The organism is Pseudarthrobacter raffinosi (assembly GCF_023913835.1).
Lineage (GTDB): Bacteria > Actinomycetota > Actinomycetes > Actinomycetales > Micrococcaceae > Arthrobacter > Arthrobacter raffinosi.
Map to the genome: position 1 here is coordinate 76,968 of NZ_JAMXBG010000006.1, position 21,124 is coordinate 98,091.

Below are 21,124 nucleotides of genomic sequence, written 5' to 3' on the forward strand. Positions count from 1 at the left end.
GCGCGAAAGGACACTTAAGCCCAGCGGAACGGGGCCTCAAATGTCCTTTCGCGCTAAATGGTGGGTCAGACGATCGCTGAGACGCCGGTGACCGCCCGGCCCACAATGAGCGTGTTGATTTCGAACGAGCCCTCGTAGGTGTAGATGGCCTCGGCGTCGGCGAAGATTTTGGCCATCCGGTAGTCGGTCACGATGCCGTTGCCGCCCAGGAGGGACCGGCCCAGCGCCACTGTCTCGCGCATCCGGGCGCTGGTGTAGGACTTGGCGAGGGCCACCTGCGGCATGTCCGCCACGCCGTCGTCCTGCAGCTGGGCAATACGCGCCATCATGGCCATGCTGGCTACGGCGTTGCCCAGCATGGTGACCAGCTGCTGCTGGATGAGCTGGAATTTCGCCAGCGGCCGGCCGAACTGGTGGCGTTCGACGGCGTACTGCCGGGCGACGTCGAACGCCGCCAGCTGCTGCCCCACCGCCTGCCATCCCACCATGATCCGCGAGCCACGCAGGAGCTGGTTGGTGTCCTCGAAACTGCTGATGCCGGCGAATCGGTCGGCCTCGGCGACCTGGACATCCTTAAGCACAATGTCCGCGTTCTGCACGGTCCGGAGCGCAATCTTGTTCTCGATCCGGCTCCGGCTCACGCCCGGCAAGGAAGCATCAACGATGAACCCTCGGACCGCGCCCTGCCCGTTGGCAGCCACGGCCTCGTCCTTGGCCCACACGAGCATGTAGTCGCAGAACGTCCCGTTCCCGATCCAGCGCTTGGCGCCGTTGAGCACCCACGCGTCGCCGTCGTCGTCGGGCTCTCCCGTTGCACTGGAGATGCGCCGGGCACTCGTTTCCATCCCGCCGGCAACGTCCGAACCGTGGTCGGGTTCGGTGAGCGCGAAGGCGCCCGTGATACGCAGGCTTGAGGCGTCCGCAAGCAGCCGCTCTTTCTGGCCGGCCGAACCGAAACCGTAGAGCGATTCCACAAAAAGGTCGTGGTGGACCAGGAAAAATGTTGCGATCGAGGTATCGACGCGCGTCATCTCTGCGATGACCAGTCCGGCGAACAGGTTGCTGTAGCCGCGCTGCGCCGGTGTGCTCAGCTCCAGCGCGGCGAGCTTGGGCAGGATGTGCGCCGGGAACTCCGCCTTGTTCCACCAGTCCGACGCGTAGGGGGCGATCTCCGTGGCCAGAAACTCCCGCAGCTCGGCCAGCTTGGCCCGCTCCTTCGAGCTGAGGAGTGACTCGAACGCGAAAAAATCGGCGGTGGGCAGCTCGTCGATCGCCCGTTCAGTGGTGGAGGGCTCGGTGGTGGAGGGCTCGGACGTGCCCGGCAGGCTCATTTCGGCCCCATTCGGATGGCACCGTCGAGCCGGATGGTTTCGCCGTTGATCATCGCATTTTCCACGATGTGGGCCACCAGACTCGCGTATTCGGCGGGCCGGCCAAGGCGCGACGGATGCGGGACCTGCCGGCCCAGCGAATCCTGCGTGTCCTGCGGGAGCGTTGCCATCATGGGTGTTTCAAAGATGCCCGGGGCGATGGTCACCACCCGCAACAGGGAGCGGGCCAGCTCACGGGCCAGCGGCAGCGTCATGGCGGCGACTGCGCCCTTGGAAGCGGCGTAGGCGGGCTGGCCGATCTGCCCGTCGAAAGCTGCCACGGAGGCGGTGTTGATGATGACGCCGCGCTCGGGGCCGCCGAGCTCAGTACTGATCGGTTCGGTGGATACCATGGCCGCGGCGGCCAGGCGCAGCACGTTGAACGTCCCGATGAGGTTGACCTGGATGACGCGGTTGAACGTGTCCAGCGGAAGGACGCCGTCCCGGCCCAGGACCTTGCCCGGCGTGGCGACGCCGGCGCAGTTGACAACAATGCGCAGGGGTCCCAGCGCCACGGCAGTGTCGACGGCGGCCTGCACCTCAGCCTCATTGGTGACGTCCGCGGGGACAAAGGCCGCTTGTGCCCCCGAACCGCCGGCGGCGTTCAGCGCTGCCACGTTCAGCGCTGAGGCGTTGAGCTCGGCGGCGTAGGCTGCACCGGCAGAGGACGGCAGGTCGATCAGCACCACCGAGGCGCCGGCGTCGAACAGGCGCTTCGCTGTGGCAGCGCCCAGCCCGGAAGCCCCACCCGTAATCAGCGCGACAGTACCCAAGACGTCCATACATCCTCCTTGATGCGGCCCCAACACCATAAGACCGGCGCGGAACATTAGTTAGTGCATGTTAACTGAAAATCCTGTGGGCCGCACCCACTAGGCTGAACGGATGACCATGCCGGATGCCGAACCTGCCCACTGGCAGGACCGGGCCAACGTGGCGGCCCGCTCCGTCACCGGACTCTTCGGCCGGCGGCTGCTGTTCCTGCCGGGAACCCACCTGGCCGCCGTGCAATGGCCGTCAAAACACCTGAAGAACCTCCTCCACCCCTGGCACTACTGGTGGCAGGCGCACTACGTGGACTGCCTGGTGGATGCCGGGCGCCGCGAACTGGGCAACGGAGCCACCCCCGCGGCAAGGTTCAACGGCGCGCACCACCCCAGTGCCGGCAGGCTCGCGTCCAGGCTGGTCACGGGCATCCGGCTGCGCAACGCCTTCACCTTCGTCAACAACTACTACGACGACATGGCCTGGCTGGCGCTGGCGACGCACCGTCTGCAAAGCCTGGCCGAGGAGACGCGGCAGCCCGGTCGCCGCCGGAACGCCAGGGTCCGCAAGACGCTGACCCTGCAGTTCGATTCCGCCTCCACCGACGACCTCGGCGGCGGGACCTTCTGGAGCAAAAAGCGCGACTTCAAGAACACTCCGGCCACCGCCCCCGTAGCGCTCTACTACGCCCGGACAGGCCAGGAGGCCAAGGCGCAGCGGTTGGTGGACTGGCTCAATGCCGTGCTGTTTGATCAGGCCCGGGGCCTCTATGTTGACGGGGCGCGGCTCAGCCCGGCTGGCGAAGTGCTAGTGGAGAACAACCTCTACACCTACAACCAAGGCCCCGTACTGGGAGCCTTGCTGGAGCTCGGCGGCGACGCCAACCTCGCCAGGGCCGCGGCACTGGTGGCCGCGGTCGCAAAGCGGCTCACCGTACCGGGGCAGCGCATCCTCCGCTGCGATGGAACGGGCGACGGCGGACTCTTCACCGGGATTCTCTGCCGATACCTGGCACTCGCGGCCGTCGATGCCCGGCTCCCGGAGTCCGCCCGGAACACCGCGCAGGAGCTCGTGACAGCTACTGCCGAAGCCTTCTGGGCGGGCCGCCGGCCGGCCGGCCGCGGAGCGGCATCAGCCACGGCTGGGAACGTCCTGTTCTCCATCCACGCGGCACAACCGGCGGACACAACCTATCCGCCAGGTGCCGCCGTCGAACTTTCCACCCAGCTGCAGGCCTGGATGGCGCTGGAGGCCGCAGCGGCCATCCACAAAAGCCGTGAATGAATTAGGGCACGCAACAGTTCCGTAATGCATGTGATCCTGATCACTTAAGGGCTATGCCGCTTGGTGTCTTAGGTTTGGCTAACCTACAGTTTCTCGGGTGAGCCACCCCTTTATCCCCAGCTCACCAGGACCGTCGGTCCACACACTTTTCCCCAGAAAGTAGCACTCAATGAAGATCCGCAACAGCGCTCTGGCCGGCATCGCACTCGCCGCCACCGCAGCCTTGGGACTGACCGCCTGCGGCGGCACCACCCCGGCAGCCACCGGTTCCGCCTCTGCAGACGCCAAGGTGTCCGGCGAGATCACGGTCTACAACGCACAGCACGAATCCATGACCAAGGCCTGGGTGGAAGAGTTCACCAAGGAGACCGGCGTCAAGGTGACCCTGCGCCAGGGCAAGGACACCGAGATGTCCAACCAGATCATCCAGGAGGGCGACAAGTCCCCGGCTGACATCTTCATCACCGAGAACTCCCCCGCCATGACCCAGGTGGAAAACGCAGGCCTGTTCGCCGATCTCACCGACGAGGTCAAGAAGCAGGTTCCGGCCGAGTACCGCCCGTCCACCAACAAGTGGACCGGCGTCGCAGCCCGCTCCACCGTGTTCGTGTACAACAAGGAAAAGCTCACCGAAGATAAGCTGCCCAAGTCCCTCTCTGACCTGGCCGGTCCGGAGTGGAAGGGCCGCTGGGGCGCATCGCCGTCCGGCGCCGACTTCCAGGCGATCGTATCCGCCTACCTTGAACTCAAGGGCGAGGCCGAAACCGAGAAGTGGCTCACGGCCATGAAGGAAAACTTCAAGGGCTACCAGGGCAACGGTGCGGTCATGAAGGCTGTCAACGCCGGTGAAATCGAAGGTGGCGTTATTTACCACTACTACTACTTCGGTGACCAGGCCAAGACCGGCGAGAACTCCAAGAACGTGGCCAGCCACTACTTCAAGAACCAGGATCCGGGCGCATTTGTCTCCGTATCCGGCGGTGGCGTGCTGAAGTCCTCCAAGAACAAGGCTGCTGCCGACGCGTTCCTCGCCTTCATCACGGGCAAGAAGGGCCAGGAGCAGCTGCAGACGGGCAAGGACTTCGAGTACACCGTGGGCGCCGGCGTGGCATCCAACGACAAGTTGGTTCCGCTGGCCGAACTGCAGGCACCGACGGTTGACTCCTCCAAGCTGAACTCCAAGAAGGTCACGGAGCTGATGACCAAGGCCGGTCTGCTCTAGCTTTTGGTTTCAACCCCAGAACTAACCGCCAAAGCGGCGATGGCGGGCAAGGGCAACAGCCCTCGCCCGCCATTGGCGGTTGCGCTCCTGGCCACACTGCTGGCCCTGTTCGCCCTCATCCCGCTGGGCTATGTCATCTACATGACGGCGATCACTGGCTGGGATGCCAGCATTGAGCTGATCTTCCGCCCCCGGGTGGGCGAACTGCTGGTCAACACCCTCCTGCTGATGCTCATCGTGGTGCCCGCAACTCTGGTGGCGGGCGTGGGCGGCGCGTGGCTGGTGGAACGCACCAAGCTGCAGGGCCACAAGTGGTGGGCCGTGCTCCTGGCGGCGCCGCTGGCCATTCCCGCGTTTGTGAACAGCTACGCCTGGGTGTCCGCCATCCCTTCCCTGGAAGGCGTCTGGTCAGGCGCGCTGATCGCCACTCTGTCCTACTTCCCGCTGGTCTACATTCCGGCCGCGGCCACGCTCAGCCGGCTGGATCCGGCCATCGAGCAGTCGGCGGCATCCCTGGGCCTGGGCCCGTGGCAGGTCTTCTTCCGCGTGGTGCTGCCCCAGCTGCGCATCGCCGTCACCGGCGGTGGCCTGCTGGTGGGCCTGCACCTGCTGGCCGAGTACGGCGCCTTCGCGATGATCCGCTTTGAGACGTTTACGACGGCGATCATGCAGCAGTACGCTTCCACGTTCAACGGCACGGCGGGAAATATGCTGGCCAGCGTCCTGGTGTTCTTCTGCCTGATCCTCCTGGTGCTGGAGGTCCGCAGCCGCGGCACGGCCCGCTACGCGCGGATCGGCTCCGGCGCCCAGTCCAAGCCCCTGCGGCTCCCCCTGCACCGCTACCAGGTTCCCGCCCAGCTGGGACTGATGGCGCTCACTGGCCTGGCGTTCGGCCTGCCGCTGTGGTTTGTGATCCGCTGGATCGTGGCCGGCGGCGCCGAGATCTGGGATGTGGACGAGTTTGTCCCCGCACTGCTGCAGACCCTGGGGCTGGGCCTTGCCGGCGCAGTGGCCGCGACTGTTGTCGCCTTCCCCATGGCGTACCTGGCCGTCCGGCATCCAGGGTGGTTCAGCAAGTCCCTGGAGCTCTCCAACTACGTCACCAGTTCCATGCCCGGCATCGTAGTGGGTCTGGCCTTCGTCACCGTGGCCATCAACGTTGCCCCGGACATCTACCAGACCACCGGGCTGCTGGTGGCCGCATACGTGCTGCTGTTCATTCCGCGCGCGTTGGTGAACATCCGCGCCGGGCTGGCACAGGCCCCCAAGGAACTGGACGAAGCGGCCCGCGCCCTGGGCAGGTCTCCGTTCAATGCCTTCCTGAAGATCACGTTGCGCCTCACGGCTCCCGCGGCCGCCGGCGGCGCAGCGCTGGTGTTCCTCGCCGTCGTGACCGAACTGACCGCCACGCTGCTGCTCTCCCCCAACGGGACCAGAACCCTGGCCAGCGCGTTCTGGAGCAAGAGCAGCGAAATCGACTACGCCGGCGCAGCCCCGTATGCCCTGCTGATGATCCTGCTCTCGGCACCCATGACCTACCTTCTCTTCCAGCAGTCCAAGAAAGTGGCCGGACAGTGACCGAACAATCCCCCGCCAGGCTTCCGGAACCGCGGATCGCGCCGTCGGTGGCACCCACCACCAACAGCCATCTGCAAATCACCGACGTCACCAAGAACTTCGGTTCCCAGGCCGTCCTCAAAGGCGTCAACCTATCCGTGGCCAAGGGCGGGACCACTGCCATCGTGGGACCCTCCGGCTCGGGAAAGACCACCCTCCTGCGGCTGATCGCCGGCTTTGAACACCCCGCCACCGGCAGCATCTCGCTCAACGGCAGCAAGGTGGCGGGCGACGGCGTGTGGTTGCCTGCGCATAAGCGCCAGGTGGGGTACGTGGCTCAGGACGGGGCGCTTTTCCCGCACCTGACGGTGGGCCAGAACATCGCGTTCGGCCTGGACACGGCCAAGCTCGCGGGTGGCCGCCGCGGGGCCGCGGGCCGCATCAGCGAGCTGCTGGACATGGTCTCCCTGGACGCCTCCATGGCCAAGCGGCGGCCGCACCAGCTCTCCGGCGGGCAACAGCAGCGTGTGGCCCTGGCCCGTGCACTAGCCCGCGAACCCGAACTGATGCTGCTGGACGAGCCCTTTTCAGCCCTGGACGCCGGCCTGCGCGTGGCAACCCGGCGGGCCGTGGCCAAGGTCCTCAACAAAGCCGGCGTCACCACCGTCCTGGTCACCCACGACCAGGCCGAGGCCCTGTCCTTCGCGGACCAGGTGGCCGTGATGCGCGGCGGCAAGCTGGCCCAGATCGGCAACCCGTTTGTGGTTTATACCCGCCCCGCCGACCGCGCCACCGCGGAATTCCTGGGCGACGCCGTCATCCTGGACGCCTGGATGGAAGGCTCGCTGGCCACCTGCTCGCTGGGCGGAATCCCTGTCCGCCGCCCGCCGGCCCAGGGCCGCGTGCAGCTGATGCTGCGTCCTGAGCAGATCCGCATTGCCGAGGATGGCCCCATCCGCGGCGTGGTGGTGGACACCGACTACTTCGGCCCGGAAACCACCGTGCGCCTCAAACTCTCTGTGCCACCCGAACTGGCCGACCGCGCCGACCACCGCTACCCCGGCGGCGGCGAAGTCATCACCATCCGGCACTGGAACGCCTCCATTGCCCGGCCGGGAATGGAACTCTGCCTGCGCGTGGTGGGCGAAGCCGTCGCCTTCCCGCTCGACCCCGCTTGTGATTGAGCCCGTCGCGCACCGGTGATTGAGCCCGTCGAAATCCGCCGCTACTAACCTCCGGCCGGCTTCTTCTTCTGCGGATACGGCGCCTCGCCCCGGGCCAGCATCTCCACAAAGCCGGCGATTTTCCGTTCCCGCGTGGACGCCTGCTTCACGGAATTCGTCCGGTAAATCAGGGCATACCGGTTCACCGAGGTAAGGACGTCGAACATGGCCTGGGCAGCGGGGACGGCAGCGATGGCGGCGGCCAGATCCGGCGGAACTTCCGCCGTCGCCTGCCCCACATAGGCCGCTTCCCAGCGCCCGTCCGCCTTGGCGGCGTCGACCGCGGCGCGGCCGGCCGCAGTCATCCGGCCGTCAGCCTCGAGCTTCCCGATGCGGTCCACATTCCGCGCCGACCAGACGCTCTTCGGGCCGCGGCGGGTCATCCGCTGGAAGGAACTGTCGTCGTCGCGCCTTTTGCCCTGACCGTCGATCCAGCCAAAGCACAGTGCCTCCTGCAACGCTGCTGCGTAGTCCAGTTCAGTGGCGTTGCCGCCCTTCTTATGCAGCACCAGCCAGACGCCGGGGCTGGTGGCGTGGTGCTGTTCCAGCCACAGCCGCCACTCCGCCGCGTCCGCTACCAGCAGTTCCTCGAGTTCAATGGCCATGGCCCTATTCTGCCCGCCTTCTGCTGGAAGTGGCATGATGGCGGTAGCCGACCTGTCCTGGTTTCGAGGAGGAACCCATGCTGCGTGTCAGACCCGTCCATTTCACCTCCCGGCCGGACAGTTGGGAACAGCTCCTGGCTGCCCTGGGCCTGGCCAAGACCGTCGATGACGGCCCATGGCGGGAGTTCGACGCCGGTTCCGGCCGGCTGGCCCTGCACGTGGCCGACGCCGGCGGCACGGACGACGGCACCACTGCCTTGGGCGTGGAGGTGGGCGATCTGGCGGAATTCGGGCGGCGCACCGCCCTGGCCGCGGAGGAATCCGGGAACACGGTCGCCGAGCTCATCGCCGCCGATCACGGCGAGTCGTGCCGCATCACCGGCCGGGACGGCTTCAGCTTCCTGGCGGACAAAGGCGCCCGGGAGACGAACGCGGCTGACGCTGATCCGGCGCTGACCGTCGTCGGGGTCTGGTTTACGGAGGATCCCGGCGCCGCCGCCGTGACGCTGCAGGACATCGGCGCCAGGTTCCGCCCCGTCCCGGACGCCGACGAAACCGCCGACTTTACCGCCAAGAACGGCGGGGTGCTGATGGTGCGGCCGGCATCCGGGCCGCCGCGGTCCGGCCTGGGATTTGAGTACGACGGCGATCTGGGCGCCTTGCGGGACCGGCTCACCGCCGCCGGGCTGGACGTCAGCGAAACCGAGGAAGCCTTCGGCCGGACCCTGCACGTGGCCAACCCCGACGCCGCGGGCAGCGCAGGTACCGCCGACACAGCCGCAGCCACAACCGCCCCGCATGTCCCGCCCACGCTCTGGATCTCGCAGCGCCTCGCCGCGCCGTGATCCGCTCCAATCCGGACCGGGGTGCCCGGGGCTGTCTCTGCGGATAAGCCCGCCGAGGGGTGAGATTCCGGCGCTTTGGGCGCCGCTTTACGCTGATAGCTCACCCCTCAGCGGTCCGAGGCCGCCCAATGGGGTAAAACTTAACCATGAACGTTCGCACTCCTGACCCCAATCCCGGCTGGCTCTCCGAAGAAGACCTCTTTGAGGCCCGCGGGAGGCTCCCCATGATCTATGTGGAGGCCGTGCCGGTGAGGCTGGATCCGCTGGGTTTTGTGAACGAGGTCGGTACGCTGCTCCAGGCCGACGAGGACGGGAACATGATCCGGTCGCTGGTTTCGGGCCGCGTGATCTACCGCGAGACAATCCGCGCCGCACTCCTGCGCCATATGGAAAAGGACCTGGGGCCGCTCGCCTTTCCGCAGCTCCCCATCAGCCCGGTCCCCTTCACGGTGGCCGAATACTTCCCGGCCCCGTCCCAGACCGGCTTCACCGACGACCGCCAACACGCCGTATCGTTGGCGTATGTCATCCCCGTGACCGGCGAATGCGAACCCCGCCAGGATGCCCTGGAACTGACCTGGATGACCCCGGCGGAAGTGCTAAGCCCCGACGTCCAGCTCGAATTCAGCGGCGGCCGCGGCGCCCTGGTCCGCCAGGCGCTGGCCTTTGCGGGCGTGGGTCACTGACGCCCGCGGGTTCCCCGGCGTCCCCGACTTCCGGCGCCCCGCTTTGTAGACTGTAGGGCGGACCGCAAGAGAACTTAAGGACTCCCATGACCGAAAACCCAGCCGCCAGGCACTACAGCGAACAGCAGGCTGGATCTCTGACCACCGGCGATCAGCTCCTCCTCCCCGACGGTGAACGCACCGCCGAAATCCAGCACGTGGAGTTTGAACCGGACGATTTCGGGACCCCTGCGGTGGTCCTGGCAAACCTCACCGGCGGCGGCACCCTCCGCATCGCGGCCGGCTCCACCGTAAAGATCCTGGACACAACAGTCAGGGTCATCACGGTTCCGGACACCACCGTTCGGGGCACCCCCGTTCAGGACACGACGCCCGACGCCGTCACGCAGCTTACGGTCGCGGCGCAACACCCTGCCGAACAGCCCCAGCACACCGGCGAAGCGGGGGCAGCCCCGGCGGCTCCCGCCGTCGTCGTACCTCCCCCGCCGGCCATCCCGCCCGCGATGAGCGGCCCGTCCGCGGAAGAACTGGCGCGGATTCCGGCGCCGCAGGGCACACCCGAAGCGGTGGTGGAGGCTGCCGCGGAAGCCCACCCGGACGCCGTTGGCGTGCTGCTGCTGGCGGACAAGCTGGCCAAGGGCATCAACTTCAAGTCCGGCAGCTGCCTCAAGGACCTCAGCGACCTGGCCCACGAGCTGTTCATCACGCTCAAGGATCCGGACGGGGCGCTCACCGTGGCGGACCTGCTCAACGTCCTCCCGTTCGACGGCAACCCGGGCCGGTGGGCGTCCGTGGAGGCGTCGCTGGCGTTGTCCAGCTTCATCTGCCGCCAGGACCGGCAGGAGGAGCGCGCCGAAGTCTATGAAAAGCTGCTGCGTTTGCCGGAAACCCAGGAAACGGACCCGTTCAAGGCGCGGATGAACGCCAAGGTGCGCCAGCGTTCGCTGAACGAACCCAACCTGTACGACAAAGAGATCTTCCGCTCGATCGACAACTCCAACCACGAGGCCGAGCGGGAGTGGCGGCTGCTGCGCCTCGAATCCCTGCTGTTCCTGCGCGCACACGGCGGGTCTGAGACGATCGGCGTGGGCGAACTCCAGCGCCGGATCAGCAACGAACTCGAGGCCGTCCGGGCCTAAGCCGTCGGGGTGGGGGAATTGCCCCCTACCCGGGGCTGCGCCCGCGTTGTAGATTCGGGCTATGACGAACAATCTGAGCGTGGTGATAAATGCTGATGCGCCGCAGGTCTGGACCATGCTGCGTGAACCGGCCAAAGTTGCCCAGTGGCACGGCTGGGAGGCTGACGAACTGGCCGATGAGATTGACGGGATCTACTTCAGCAGCAACGTGGTTGAAGCCCCGGACCACACCAGCCTAACCACCAATGGCGGCGACGTCTTCGACCTGAAACCGGTGTCCGCCGGGACGCTGGTCAGTGTCACGCGGGCAGCCCTGGACCACAACTCTGAGTGGGCGGCCTGGGACGAGGACATCACGCAAGGCTGGCTGACGTTCCTGCAGCAACTCCGCTTCGCGCTGGAACACCACCCGCACGGCAAGCGGCATACGATGTTCTTCGAATTTCCCGGCGAGCCGGCTTCCGCCATCGAAAAGCTGGGCTTGTCGGACGTGCCTGCGGCGGGTGAGACGTATGGGCTGACGCTGTCCACAGGGGAGGAAATCACCGGCAAGGTCTGGTTCCGCAGCAACCATCAGGTAGGGCTTACCGTCCACAGCTACGCGGAGCACGGCGACGGCTTGCTGATCGTGGCGGACCAGCCCGTCATTGAAGGCGTAAGGCCCCACGGCGGCGCCATGGTGATCGCCTCGACCTTCGATCTGGGTGCCCACAAAATGGAGTCCATCCATTCGCTCTGGGACAGTTGGCGGGCTGAGAACTACCCCACATCGGAAGCGGCAGGCTGAGGGATCGGCGGCGCTTGCTGGCACACTGGAACCGTGCCAGCCAACCCCGCCCCCGCGCCATCCGTCTCCGTATCGGCAGTCCCAGCTGATCCCGTAGCAGCGGCGGCCGGCTCGGCCGCTGCAGCCGACCAGTCGCAGTTCTCCTTCACCGTTGGCACCCGCCTGGCTGACAGCTGTGCGCCGTCGGCTGGGCAGGCAGCTGCCAACGGCGGAAAATTCCTGGGCCGCACGGGGACCGTCACCACGCCCCATGGCGAAATCCGCACCCCGGCGTTCATCGCCGTCGGGACCAAGGCGACGGTTAAGTCCGTCCTGCCGGAATCCATGGCGGACCTCGGTGCACAGGCGCTCCTTGCCAACGCCTACCACCTGTACCTCCAGCCGGGCGCGGACATCCTGGACGAGGCCGGCGGGCTGGGCGCGTTCATGAACTGGTCCGGGCCCACGTTCACGGACTCCGGCGGGTTCCAGGTGATGAGCCTGGGGTCCGGGTTCAAGAAGGTCATCGACATGAAGTCGGTGGACACCTCCGGACCGGACGACGCCGTGGCTCCGGGCAAGGAACGCCTGGCGCATATTGACGACGACGGCGTCTGGTTCAAATCGCATCTCAACGGCGACCGCCACCGTTTCTCCCCCGAAATTTCCATGCAGGTCCAGCACCAGATCGGCGCGGACATCATGTTCGCGTTCGATGAGCTGACCACGCTGCAGAACTCCCGCGGCTACCAGGAGGAATCGCTGGAGCGCACGCGATTGTGGGCCCTGCGATGCCTGGAGGAGCATTTCCGGCTGACCACGTCCCGTGTGGGGAAGCCGTACCAGGCACTTTTCGGCGTGATCCAGGGTGCGCAGTACGAGGACCTGCGCCGGAAGGCCTGCCGGGACCTTGGCGCCATGGACTTCGACGGCTACGGCATCGGCGGGGCGCTGGAGAAGGAAAACCTGGGCACGATTGTGCGCTGGTGCAACGAGGAACTGCCGGAGGACAAGCCGCGGCACCTGCTGGGCATCTCCGAGCCGGACGACATCTTCACGGCCATCGAGAACGGCGCGGACACCTTCGACTGTGTGTCCCCCACCCGAGTGGCCCGCAACTCCGCGTTCTATACGCCAGCCGGCCGCTTCAACCTCTCCGGTGCCAAGTACAAACGCGACTTCGGCCCGCTCCAGGAGGGCTGCGACTGCTACGCCTGCGCCAACTACTCGCGGGCCTACATCCACCACCTGTTCAAGGCCAAGGAAATGCTCTCCGCCACCCTGATCTCCATCCACAACGAACGCTTTGTGGTGAAGATGGTGGACGACGCCCGGCTGGCCATCGAAGCCGGGACTTTCTTCGAGTTCAAGGCCGAGACCCTGGCGCAGTACTACCGCTAGCGCGTGTCACGGCTCGCTGCCCGCCCGCCTTCCCTGCGTCCCGCCGTCGTCCTCCACGCCGTTTCGATGGTTCCCTGCGCACTCGATGGCTGCGAACATCGTCTGCGCAGGGAACCGTCGAAATGGCGGCCCGGGGATGGCCGCTCAGACCCCGTAGCTCGGTTCGCGCTTCTTGATCCAGCCGATCACGAGGGACGTCACCGGCACAAACAGGAACTCCACGAGTGTCTTGTAAACAAAGCCCACCACCACGTAGTTCAGGAACGTGCCGAAGTCCGTGATGCCGATGACGGAGGCGGCGATGCTGCAGAAAATCAGGGTGTCCACGAACTCGCCCGCGCCTGAGGAACCCATCAGCCGCGCCCAGAGTGACTTCTCCCCGGAGCGGGCCTTCATCTTCACCAGGATCCACGAGTTAATGGTCTGGCCGGCCAGGAATGCCAACAGCGAGGCGAGCACAATCTGCGGCACCGGACCAAGGGCCCCCTCAAGGGCGGCCTGCTTGGACGTGCCGAACTCGTCATCGAAGCCGGGCAGGGCGATGATCACCCAGTAGCAAACAGAGGCGAAGACGGACAGTGCGAAGGTGGTGAAAATGGCCTTGCGCGCCACCTTGAAACCGTAGACCTCGCTGATGACGTCGCCCAGGATGTAGGCGAGCGGGAACAGGAAAAACCCGCCGTCCGTGATGATCGGACCGATCGCGACGCCCTTGGACGCCCCGATGTTGGACAGGATCAGCACCACGGCCATAAACGCCAGCATGATACCGAAGTACGGCGAACCGATTGATGCGAATCTCGGCGCCGTCCGGGCGGAGTCGGCGATGGGCTGGGCGTCACGGCCTGAGGGGGAAGACTTGGGGGATTCCATTCGTAGTGGTTCGCTCGGCGTACGGCTCGCGCAACGAAAGTTGCGCGGGACGCCGGCTGTATTAGCACTGTCACGACATTCTCCCACTGAACAATAGGGCCCGACGCCGGATGGCAGGATAGTGCCATGACTTTAGCTTCAGCTGCCCTCCAGTCCCCCGTTTCCGCTCCCGCCGTCGTCCTGACCATCGCGGGATCCGAAGCCACGGGTGGCGCCGGAGCCCAGGCCGACCTGAAGACGTTCCAGGAGCTGGGCGTGTTTGGCATCGCCAACCTGACCTGCATCGTGTCCTTCGATCCGAGCGACAACTGGAACCACCGCTTTGTGCCGGTGGACCAGCAGGTCATTGCGGACCAGTTGGAAGCCACGGCGGCGGCCTACGGCCCGGCGTCGGGCGCCGCCTTCGAGAGGGCGTCGGGAGAGCCGTCAGCTCCAGGCCGTCCGGTCCTGGACACCGTGAAGATCGGCATGCTGGGCAGCCCGGCCACCATCAGCACGGTCGCCGCGGCGCTGGAAACGGGCCGGTTCCGCAATGTAGTGCTGGATCCGGTGCTGATCTGCAAGGGCCAGGAGCCGGGCCACGCACTGGACACGGACCAGGCCCTGAAGGCGCAGATCCTGCCGCTGGCCACATTTGTCACACCCAACCACTTCGAAGCCGAATCGCTGTCCGGCCTGGCGATCATCGACGTCGAGTCCCTGAAAGCCGCAGCAGTCCGCATCCACGAGCTCAGCGGCGCCGCGGTCCTGGCCAAGGGCGGGGTGCGGCTGGCAGGCCCGGACGCCGTCGACGTTTACTACGACGGCGAGACCCTGGAGGTCCTCAGCGCTCCGAAGGTGGGCGAGGTGGCCGTGTCCGGTGCCGGCTGCTCCCTCGCCGCGGCGGTGACGGCCGAGCTGGCCAAGGGCGCCACGCCGCTGGAGGCTGCCCGGTCCGCCAAGGACTTTGTCACCGCGGGCATCCGCAACCGTGTGGCCTCCGGTGCGCCGTTCGACGCCCTCTGGCAGGGCGGCGCGCGCTAGTTTATTGAGTCTTCCAGCGGCGTCTTTTCCAGCCGGGCCTCTTCCAGCAGGGCGTCGGCCACCAGCGTGGCCGTCCGCACAATAAAGGCCCGACGGCGGTCCAGGCGGTCCGGAGCGGAGCCCGCCAAAAGTGCGTCGATCTGGGGCAGCACCGTCCAGCCGTCGCAGAGGGTCACGATGGTGAGGACCAGGTCGGCCGCATCCGTGCGGTCGATTCCGGGTAGAACTGCCAGCATCTGGTCCACTTTTGTGGCGCAGTGGTCCGCGCGTGTGGCCCGGTCCACGGTATTCCTCCCGCGCTCCAGGCCTTCCCAGAACAGGAGCCGGGCCAGGGCGCCGTCGTTCGTGTGACGGTCAAAAAGCCTTCCGGCGTACTCTCCGATGGACGCCGCGCCATAACCTTCGATGGGGACCTCGGACATCACCCGCACCAGTTCAGCGGCAAGGACGGCGTCGAACAGCTCGTCCTTCTTGCCGAAGTACTGGTAGATGCGTTCCTTGTTCACGCCCGCCGCGGCAGCAATGCGGTCCACGCGCGCCCCCGCAAGGCCCTTGTCACTGAACTACTCGGTGGCGGCGGTCAGCAGCAGTGCTTTGGTGCGGTCAGTATTCCAGGCCATGTCGCGAACAGCACCCTCAGCCCCACAGCAACTGCTCCCGCGTCAGCCGCCCCTGCTCAGGCTCCGGTCACTGCTCACGGACCGGTGCCGCCTGCACCCTCCATCCACGTCCGCGCGCCGCCATCACGTGGCTGGCCATCTTTCCGCTGGTGGCCGTGGGCATGATGCTTGTGGCACCCCTGACCGAGGGCTGGCACACGGTGCTCCGTGCCCTGGTTCTAACGCTCGTGGTGGTTCCGGTTGCTGTCTACCTCGTGGTGCCGCGGCTCTTTGCCGGGTACGGCGCCCTGCTGCGAAGCCGCAATTCCCGCAAGACCAGTTAGTTAGGCTCAGCCCGGGGAGGCCACGGTCACGAGCGCGGGTCGGCCACCGTTCCCATAAACAGCGGCAGGCCGGTTTCCACATGGACGATCTGGTAGTGGAATGGCCGGTCGAAGCTGATGGACCGCTCAGGCTGCGGCGGAGCGCTGGTGACAGCTCCGTTGATCTGGGTCACCGCGGCTGCGATGGTGCCCTTTTCGGCGACCGTGATGTTGGCAGCCTGCGCGGCCTGGGTGATCGCCATCTTGGGCTGGATGTTGTTGAAATCCTCCGTGGTGTCGAGCGTCGTCTGGAGCCCCAGTGACTCAAACACCTTCCGCAGGTCAAAGCTGCACTTGTGGTCCCAACGTGGCAACTGGATCTGCACCGTCTCCAGCGCTGCAGTGTCGAAGGCGTCCGCGATTTCCGCTAGCGTTTCCGCACCGAAGGCAGCCGAGGCGGGGCGGGACTCGGCCCCGGCGTCCGCGTCGGATCCGGCCCCCGGCAGGATCAACCGCATAACGAAACCGTCGGCGTAGGGAAGGTCCACGCCCTGCCAGCCTGCACCTTCCGCGTACTTCATCTCCGCCTCGTTGTGCATGGCAGGCGCATCGATTTCCTCGCCGGCAGCTGTTGTGAAGGGGAGGTCCGAGGTGGCATTCGGGTCAAACGGCGCGCTCCAGGCGGAGGCAAAATACAGGGAATTGAGGAGGCTGAAGGTGTTCCGGCGGTCGTACTCTGCCGGGGCTTCCTTGATCCGGCCGCCCGTGTTCCTGTTGACCCACGCATCGATGGCGGGCTTCGTGGCACCCTCATCGCTGAAGGCCACGGGATACACGCCCGTTCCGTAGTGCCGGGCCAGCGTTTCCAGGAAGGACTCGCCGGTGGGCACACCCTTGTCCACGAACAGCCCGTTGGCGGCATGCATGACCGGTTTCCGCGGCGGGTTGTCCTCATCCACTGCGCCGGGGTCGCCGTCGAACTTCGCAAGTGAGCTGAGGACCGCGTTCATGGCCTCGTCGCGATTCTCTGCGGGGAGTCCCAGGACGCTGTCCATCTCCGCCGCGGTCTCGCCCGACGCGCCGGAGCGAAGCATCGCGAGGGCAATCAGCAGGCTCCCGGGCGAGGACACGACGTTCCCGTTGGCGCCGTCGCCGCCGTCCGCCAGCAGCGCCTCGCCAAGGCCCAGGGCGGAAGCCCGGAAGGAGCGCAGTTCAGCGGCATAAGCGGCGCGGTCCACCGAAATCCGCTCCACGCCGTCGGCCGTCAGGAGCTCCGGAGGCGCAGGGGCCGGGGCCGCACATGCTGCCAGTCCCAGCACCGCACCCAACGCCACCGCCCGCTGAAAACGAAACACCACTGTCGCCTCCCCCGGCACACAAGGGCGGGAATCCGCCTGCTCCCAGTGAACCAGCGACGGCGGCGCGAGACGATGCCTGAACGGTCACGCTTTGCACTCATTTTGGTCTCATCCAAACGCTCTCTCACTTAACGCAAGAAATCCCGGGACGCTCTCTCACTTTCCTCAAGAAAGTGAGAGAGCGCCCCGGGATTTGCCGCATTATCTGAGAGAGCGTCCAGGGTGCGGGGGGCGGCGCGGGTGGTGGGCGTACGACGGCGGGTGGCCACCCGCCGTCGTACGCCCACCGGAGCTGCCCACAGCGCTAGGCGTTGATGAGGTCCTTGTCCTTGTCGTCGTCCTTTGCCGGGCGGTTCCAGGCATCGCCCTGTTCGCGGTCCAGGTGCGTGGTTTTCTTGTTCTTCAGGGCGAAGATGTAGACCAGCAGTGAGATGGCAATGGCCACGGTAACGTAGGTGAAGAACAGGTCCACGCGCTGGGCCTTCTGGAACGCCGCACCAAGCAGCGGGACGGTGCCGCCGAAGAGTGAGTTCGCGATCGCGTAGCCCAGGCCAACGCCGAGGGCGCGGATGGAGGCCGGGAACAGCTCGGCCTTCACGAGGGCGTTGATCGAGGTGTAGCCGCCGACGATCAGCAGGCCGCCCAGCATCAGCAGGAATGCCGTGAACGGGTCCTTGGTGTTGGACAGCGTGGAGAGCAGCGGCCAGGTGAACAACACACCCGTGATGCCGAACCAAAGCAGCAGCGGCCGGCGCCCGACCTTGTCCGAGATGATCCCGTAGACCGGCTGGAGCAGCATGAAGATGAACAGCGCCCAGAAGTTGATCACGGAGGTGTCGGTCTTGGCGATCCCGGAGGTATCGTTCATGAACTTCAGAATGAAGTTGGTGTATGTGTAGAACGCCACGGTGCCGCCGAGGGTGACGCCGATGCAGATCAGCAGCGGCTTCCAGTGCTGGGTGAACAGCAACTTCATGGTGCCCGGTTGGGCAACGCCGGCCACGGCCGGAACCTTGGCGGCCTCGACCTGCTCGGCGGACACGGTTTCTTCCATCGAGCGCCGCAGCCACAGGACCACGAGCGCGGCGACGCCGCCGATCGCGAAGGGGATGCGCCAGCCCCACTCAGTCAGGGCGCCCTTGTCCATGGTGTTCTGCAGGATGACGAGCACCAGCAGGGCCAGCATCTGGCCGCCGATCAGCGTGACGTATTGGAAGCTTGAGAAGAAGCCGCGGCGTTTGGATGTGGCGGCCTCGGACATGTAGGTGGCGCTGGTGCCGTATTCGCCGCCCACGGAGAAGCCCTGGACCAGCCGCACAAGGATCAGCAGAATCAGCGCCCAGACGCCTATCTGCTGGGTCGTCGGCAAGATGGCGATGGCGAAGGAACCGGCGGACATGATCGTTACGCTGAGCGTCAGGGCCGCCTTGCGGCCCTTGCGGTCGGCATAGCGGCCGAAGAACCAGGCACCCACCGGACGCATCAGGAACGACGTCGAGAAGACGGCCATGGCCTCGAGCCCGGCCTGCAGGTCGTCTTGGGAATTGAAGAAGTGCGACTGGAAGTACGCCGCGAAGACTGTGTAAACGTAGAGGTCGTACCACTCCACGAGGTTGCCCGCTGAACCCTTGAGGATGTTGCTCACGGCCCGGCGGGTCTGTGCTGCCTCGCTCTGGACTGCGTGCTGGGCGCTCATCGTTGAACCTCCCCGGACTGCGGCGCTGTTCTTACTTTCGTGCTGTCCATGGCTACGTTGCCCATGGTTCCTCCTCGACGTTGACGGGCCCCCCTCAAACGCCGAGGGCCTCATCCAAGTTATGCGTGATGCAAGGCACATCCAACGTGGGAGGGCATTTCCTAACACTTCCTTAGGTTTCGGCGGGCGACGGGGTAATCTCCAAAGCGGGCAGTTTGCGTTGCCCGCTCAGCGAATAAGGGAACCAGGCCATGGAGTTGCTCATCGTCGAGGACGACGACGCCATGGCGTCCGCCCTCGCCGCCGCCGTCGCGACCGCGGGGCACAACCCCACCCGGGTTGCCCGCGGAGCAGACGCCCTGCTGGTCCACCGGAAGTTCGAAGTGATCCTGCTGGACCTCGGCCTTCCCGATATGGACGGGCTGGAGGTGCTGCGGAAACTGCGCCAGGTCACGCCGGTGCCCATCCTGATTCTCACCGCGCGCGACGACGAACGCAGTGTGGTGCTCGGCCTGCGGTCCGGAGCGGACGACTACCTCGTCAAGCCAGTAAAGCTCGTGGAACTTCTCGCCCGCATCGAAGCCGTCACGCGGCGTGCCGGCCGCTATCGCGGTACGCGGCAGCAGAGTGTGGTGCTGGGTGATCTTGAGATCGACCTCGAGCGGCGCGTGGCGGCCCTCCGTTCCGAGGTGCTCCCGCTGACGGCCACCGAGTTTGACCTGCTGGCCCTGTTGGCCAGCCACGCCGGTTCGGTGGTCACCCGTGAACAGATCCTGGACGCGCTGTGGGGCGACGCCTTCGTGGCCTCGTCCCGGTCCCTTGACGTGCACCTGACGGGGCTGCGGGCCAAGCTCCAGTTACCGGGCTTCATCATCAACGTCCGCGGCGTCGGCTACCGGGTCGAGGCGGACCCGGCGTGAAACTGCGCGTCCTGGGCATCCTGAGTGTCCTGGCGTTGCTCATTGTCATCATCACCTCCAACGCCATCCTGACGTCCGCCGGCCGCGAACTGACCCAGGAACTCCAGATCAACCGTGCCGCTTCCCTCAACCGCCTGGCACAGGTGGCGTTCGACGCAGCTTCCGCCGGCGAAACCGCTCAATTGCAAACGGAGATGGACCGGTATTCCGAGCTCTACGGCGAAGGAGTCCTGATCCGTCTCCAGCAGGGAACCCTGCGCTCCGGTGGCCTGAGCGAGGACCGGCCGGACGTCCGGGACGCGGTGGCCAGGGCGAACCTGAACCTTAGCGACACCACGCTCAGCCCGCTGCAGCCGTTCGGGCCTTCCTCCGAGGTGATCTCCCGCTCCTTCGGCAGCGCGAGCCAGGTCCTGGGCGAGGCGGTCCTCGAGGTCAAACTGGACGCGGCCCGGCAGAAACTTCGGGAGCGGTGGCTCATCGTCGCAGTGGCAGCGGCGGTCCTGGCTGCGGTGCTACTGCTTGGTGCGGCCCGCGTGACCGAGTGGGTGCTGCGCCCCGTGCATCGGCTGAACGCCGCCGTCACGGAACTTGAGGCAACGGGCCGGACCGGACAGCTTCCGGAGGCCGGGCCGCCGGAACTGCGGGAACTGAGCCGTTCATTCACCACCATGGCGCAGACCGTCAGCCACAGCCTCGATTCGCAGCGGCAACTGATAGCTGACACGTCGCACGAGCTACGCAATCCCGTGGGGGCGCTGCGGCTCAGGATCGATTTGCTGCAGCTGGAACTGAAGACCGCCCGGGAGCACGACGCCGCCGCAGGGGTGCTGGCCGAGCTCGAACGTGTGGAGGAGATCCTGGACGGCGTTTTGCGGCTGGCGTCCGCCGAGCACCGGGCCTCCGAGGACTCCGCACGGGGCCCGCTGGGAACCCCGTCGCCCGCGGCACAAGCGCCGCTTGATCCGTACCCGGTCCTGCAGGAAGAAACCGAACGGGCGGGCCCCGCCGCCCAGCGCGGCGGAGCATCGATCCTGCTGGCAGATCCGCCGGCCCCCGCCGTGCACATCGCGTGCAGCGCCGCAGAGCTGGCCCAGATGGTCGGCGAACTTCTGAACAACGCCATCAAGTACGCTCCCGGCGCCCACATCTCGGTTGCTGCCCGCGAGCGCCAAGGCACGGTGGCCATCGAAGTGTCCGACGACGGCCCCGGGCTTTCCGCCGACGAACGGACAGCGGCCACCAGCCGCTTCTGGCGGTCCCCGGCGCACCGGAGCATCCGCGGCACCGGGCTGGGCATGACCATCGTGGACAAGCTGGCAGCCGCCAACGGTGGCCTGCTGGTGCTTGCCGAGGCCTCGCCGCATGGCCTGATCGCGCGCCTCGAGTTTCCGTGGGCCGCGGAGCTGCCGGGAAGTTTTGCCGGGCCGGAACAGACCGGGCCGGAGCAGGCGGCTCCGCGTGGGTGACCT

General features: G+C 66.4%; 20 protein-coding genes and 1 pseudogene. 13 read left to right on the forward strand and 8 right to left on the reverse strand.

The genetic code is table 11. The features are described 5' to 3' along the window. Positions 1-65: 65 nt before the first annotated feature. Positions 66-1,331 carry an acyl-CoA dehydrogenase family protein gene (locus NG697_RS07755; RefSeq protein WP_252613948.1) on the reverse strand — a complete coding sequence of 422 codons (1,266 nt, stop codon included), beginning with the start codon at positions 1,329-1,331 and terminating at the stop codon, positions 66-68. Continuing rightward, positions 1,328-2,152 carry an SDR family NAD(P)-dependent oxidoreductase gene (locus NG697_RS07760; protein WP_252599807.1) on the reverse strand — a complete coding sequence of 275 codons (825 nt, stop codon included), beginning with the start codon at positions 2,150-2,152 and terminating at the stop codon, positions 1,328-1,330. The genes NG697_RS07755 and NG697_RS07760 overlap by 4 nt, the downstream gene beginning before the upstream one ends. 103 nt (positions 2,153-2,255) lie before the next feature. Between NG697_RS07760 and NG697_RS07765 the strand changes: the two genes are divergently transcribed. From NG697_RS07765 to NG697_RS07780, 4 genes are all read left to right on the forward strand, one after another. After that, positions 2,256-3,419 (forward strand): glycoside hydrolase family 76 protein, encoded by a 1,164-nt coding sequence (locus NG697_RS07765; RefSeq protein WP_252613949.1) that lies wholly within the window; start codon positions 2,256-2,258, stop codon positions 3,417-3,419. A 169-nt stretch (positions 3,420-3,588) separates the two neighbouring features. Next, a complete protein-coding gene (locus NG697_RS07770; RefSeq protein ID WP_252613950.1) occupies positions 3,589-4,641 on the forward strand; it encodes an iron ABC transporter substrate-binding protein in 1,053 nt (350 codons plus the stop codon). Positions 4,642-4,680: 39 nt separating this feature from the next. Next, positions 4,681-6,219, forward strand: coding sequence for an ABC transporter permease (locus tag NG697_RS07775; protein WP_252614011.1), 1,539 nt, complete (start codon positions 4,681-4,683; stop codon positions 6,217-6,219). Then, positions 6,216-7,382, forward strand: a complete 1,167-nt coding sequence (locus NG697_RS07780; protein ID WP_252599810.1) for an ABC transporter ATP-binding protein — start codon at positions 6,216-6,218, stop codon at positions 7,380-7,382. Before NG697_RS07775 ends, NG697_RS07780 begins: the two co-directional genes overlap by 4 nt. Before the next feature lie 44 nt (positions 7,383-7,426). Here NG697_RS07780 and NG697_RS07785 read toward each other — a convergent pair whose 3' ends face one another. After that, a complete protein-coding gene (locus tag NG697_RS07785) occupies positions 7,427-8,026 on the reverse strand; it encodes a YdeI/OmpD-associated family protein (protein ID WP_252613951.1) in 600 nt (199 codons plus the stop codon). Between the two features lie 77 nt (positions 8,027-8,103). Between NG697_RS07785 and NG697_RS07790 the strand changes: the two genes are divergently transcribed. The 5 genes from NG697_RS07790 to tgt all read left to right on the forward strand — a co-directional run bounded on the left by NG697_RS07790 (position 8,104) and on the right by tgt (position 12,863). Further along, the gene (locus NG697_RS07790; RefSeq protein WP_252599812.1) at positions 8,104-8,871 is read left to right on the forward strand and encodes a VOC family protein; all 768 of its coding nucleotides are present in this window, start codon (positions 8,104-8,106) and stop codon (positions 8,869-8,871) included. Positions 8,872-9,017: 146 nt separating this feature from the next. After that, a complete protein-coding gene (locus NG697_RS07795; RefSeq protein WP_056349560.1) occupies positions 9,018-9,557 on the forward strand; it encodes an NUDIX hydrolase family protein in 540 nt (179 codons plus the stop codon). A gap of 86 nt (positions 9,558-9,643) precedes the next feature. Then, positions 9,644-10,696 carry a DUF6707 family protein gene (locus tag NG697_RS07800; RefSeq protein ID WP_252599813.1) on the forward strand — a complete coding sequence of 351 codons (1,053 nt, stop codon included), beginning with the start codon at positions 9,644-9,646 and terminating at the stop codon, positions 10,694-10,696. Between the two features lie 61 nt (positions 10,697-10,757). Next, positions 10,758-11,483 (forward strand): SRPBCC family protein, encoded by a 726-nt coding sequence (locus tag NG697_RS07805; RefSeq protein ID WP_252613952.1) that lies wholly within the window; start codon positions 10,758-10,760, stop codon positions 11,481-11,483. Between the two features lie 33 nt (positions 11,484-11,516). Further along, entirely contained in the window at positions 11,517-12,863 is a 1,347-nt protein-coding gene (tgt, locus tag NG697_RS07810; RefSeq protein WP_374209905.1) for a tRNA guanosine(34) transglycosylase Tgt, read from the forward strand. Between the two features lie 144 nt (positions 12,864-13,007). Here tgt and NG697_RS07815 read toward each other — a convergent pair whose 3' ends face one another. Continuing rightward, positions 13,008-13,736 (reverse strand): queuosine precursor transporter, encoded by a 729-nt coding sequence (locus tag NG697_RS07815; protein ID WP_252599815.1) that lies wholly within the window; start codon positions 13,734-13,736, stop codon positions 13,008-13,010. Between the two features lie 126 nt (positions 13,737-13,862). On the opposite strand from NG697_RS07815, the gene NG697_RS07820 reads away from it, so the two are divergent. Next, the gene (locus NG697_RS07820; RefSeq protein WP_252599816.1) at positions 13,863-14,759 is read left to right on the forward strand and encodes a hydroxymethylpyrimidine/phosphomethylpyrimidine kinase; all 897 of its coding nucleotides are present in this window, start codon (positions 13,863-13,865) and stop codon (positions 14,757-14,759) included. Here NG697_RS07820 and NG697_RS07825 read toward each other — a convergent pair. Next, positions 14,756-15,181: a hypothetical protein gene (locus NG697_RS07825; protein ID WP_256472820.1), complete on the reverse strand. Its 426-nt coding sequence runs from the start codon at positions 15,179-15,181 to the stop codon at positions 14,756-14,758. The two genes, NG697_RS07820 and NG697_RS07825, sit on opposite strands and share 4 nt — an antisense overlap. Positions 15,182-15,217: 36 nt before the next feature. Further along, positions 15,218-15,310, reverse strand: a pseudogene (locus tag NG697_RS21035) (TetR family transcriptional regulator); the annotation flags it as partial. Positions 15,311-15,540: 230 nt separating this feature from the next. Here NG697_RS21035 and NG697_RS07830 point away from each other — a divergent pair. Next, complete coding sequence (locus tag NG697_RS07830) at positions 15,541-15,702, forward strand: hypothetical protein (RefSeq protein WP_252599818.1); 162 nt, start codon at positions 15,541-15,543, stop codon at positions 15,700-15,702. A 26-nt stretch (positions 15,703-15,728) separates the two neighbouring features. Here the strand turns inward: NG697_RS07830 and NG697_RS07835 are convergent, their stop codons facing one another. Continuing rightward, the gene (locus tag NG697_RS07835; RefSeq protein ID WP_252613954.1) at positions 15,729-17,039 is read right to left on the reverse strand and encodes a serpin family protein; all 1,311 of its coding nucleotides are present in this window, start codon (positions 17,037-17,039) and stop codon (positions 15,729-15,731) included. Between the two features lie 304 nt (positions 17,040-17,343). After that, positions 17,344-18,735 carry an MFS transporter gene (locus NG697_RS07840; RefSeq protein WP_252610186.1) on the reverse strand — a complete coding sequence of 464 codons (1,392 nt, stop codon included), beginning with the start codon at positions 18,733-18,735 and terminating at the stop codon, positions 17,344-17,346. Between the two features lie 251 nt (positions 18,736-18,986). Between NG697_RS07840 and NG697_RS07845 the strand changes: the two genes are divergently transcribed. After that, the gene (locus tag NG697_RS07845; protein WP_252610184.1) at positions 18,987-19,655 is read left to right on the forward strand and encodes a response regulator transcription factor; all 669 of its coding nucleotides are present in this window, start codon (positions 18,987-18,989) and stop codon (positions 19,653-19,655) included. After that, positions 19,652-21,121 (forward strand): sensor histidine kinase, encoded by a 1,470-nt coding sequence (locus tag NG697_RS07850; protein WP_252599822.1) that lies wholly within the window; start codon positions 19,652-19,654, stop codon positions 21,119-21,121. The genes NG697_RS07845 and NG697_RS07850 overlap by 4 nt, the downstream gene beginning before the upstream one ends. Positions 21,122-21,124: the final 3 nt, after the last annotated feature.

Bases quoted from the DNA above. Each gene is read 5' to 3' on its own strand.
- NG697_RS07805 (WP_252613952.1), top strand. From the start codon at position 10,758: ATGACGAACAATCTGAGCGTGGTGATAAATGCTGATGCGCCGCAGGTC.
- NG697_RS07840 (WP_252610186.1), bottom strand. From the start codon at position 18,735: ATGAGCGCCCAGCACGCAGTCCAGAGCGAGGCAGCACAGACCCGCCGG.
- NG697_RS07770 (WP_252613950.1), top strand. From the start codon at position 3,589: ATGAAGATCCGCAACAGCGCTCTGGCCGGCATCGCACTCGCCGCCACC.
- NG697_RS07760 (WP_252599807.1), bottom strand. From the start codon at position 2,152: ATGGACGTCTTGGGTACTGTCGCGCTGATTACGGGTGGGGCTTCCGGG.
- NG697_RS07765 (WP_252613949.1), top strand. From the start codon at position 2,256: ATGACCATGCCGGATGCCGAACCTGCCCACTGGCAGGACCGGGCCAAC.
- NG697_RS07775 (WP_252614011.1), top strand. From the start codon at position 4,681: ATGGCGGGCAAGGGCAACAGCCCTCGCCCGCCATTGGCGGTTGCGCTC.
- NG697_RS07795 (WP_056349560.1), top strand. From the start codon at position 9,018: ATGAACGTTCGCACTCCTGACCCCAATCCCGGCTGGCTCTCCGAAGAA.
- NG697_RS07820 (WP_252599816.1), top strand. From the start codon at position 13,863: ATGACTTTAGCTTCAGCTGCCCTCCAGTCCCCCGTTTCCGCTCCCGCC.
- NG697_RS07845 (WP_252610184.1), top strand. From the start codon at position 18,987: ATGGAGTTGCTCATCGTCGAGGACGACGACGCCATGGCGTCCGCCCTC.
- NG697_RS07825 (WP_256472820.1), bottom strand. From the start codon at position 15,181: ATGTCCGAGGTCCCCATCGAAGGTTATGGCGCGGCGTCCATCGGAGAG.
- NG697_RS07800 (WP_252599813.1), top strand. From the start codon at position 9,644: ATGACCGAAAACCCAGCCGCCAGGCACTACAGCGAACAGCAGGCTGGA.
- NG697_RS07830 (WP_252599818.1), top strand. From the start codon at position 15,541: ATGATGCTTGTGGCACCCCTGACCGAGGGCTGGCACACGGTGCTCCGT.
- NG697_RS07755 (WP_252613948.1), bottom strand. From the start codon at position 1,331: ATGAGCCTGCCGGGCACGTCCGAGCCCTCCACCACCGAGCCCTCCACC.
- NG697_RS07815 (WP_252599815.1), bottom strand. From the start codon at position 13,736: ATGGAATCCCCCAAGTCTTCCCCCTCAGGCCGTGACGCCCAGCCCATC.
- NG697_RS07785 (WP_252613951.1), bottom strand. From the start codon at position 8,026: ATGGCCATTGAACTCGAGGAACTGCTGGTAGCGGACGCGGCGGAGTGG.
- NG697_RS07790 (WP_252599812.1), top strand. From the start codon at position 8,104: ATGCTGCGTGTCAGACCCGTCCATTTCACCTCCCGGCCGGACAGTTGG.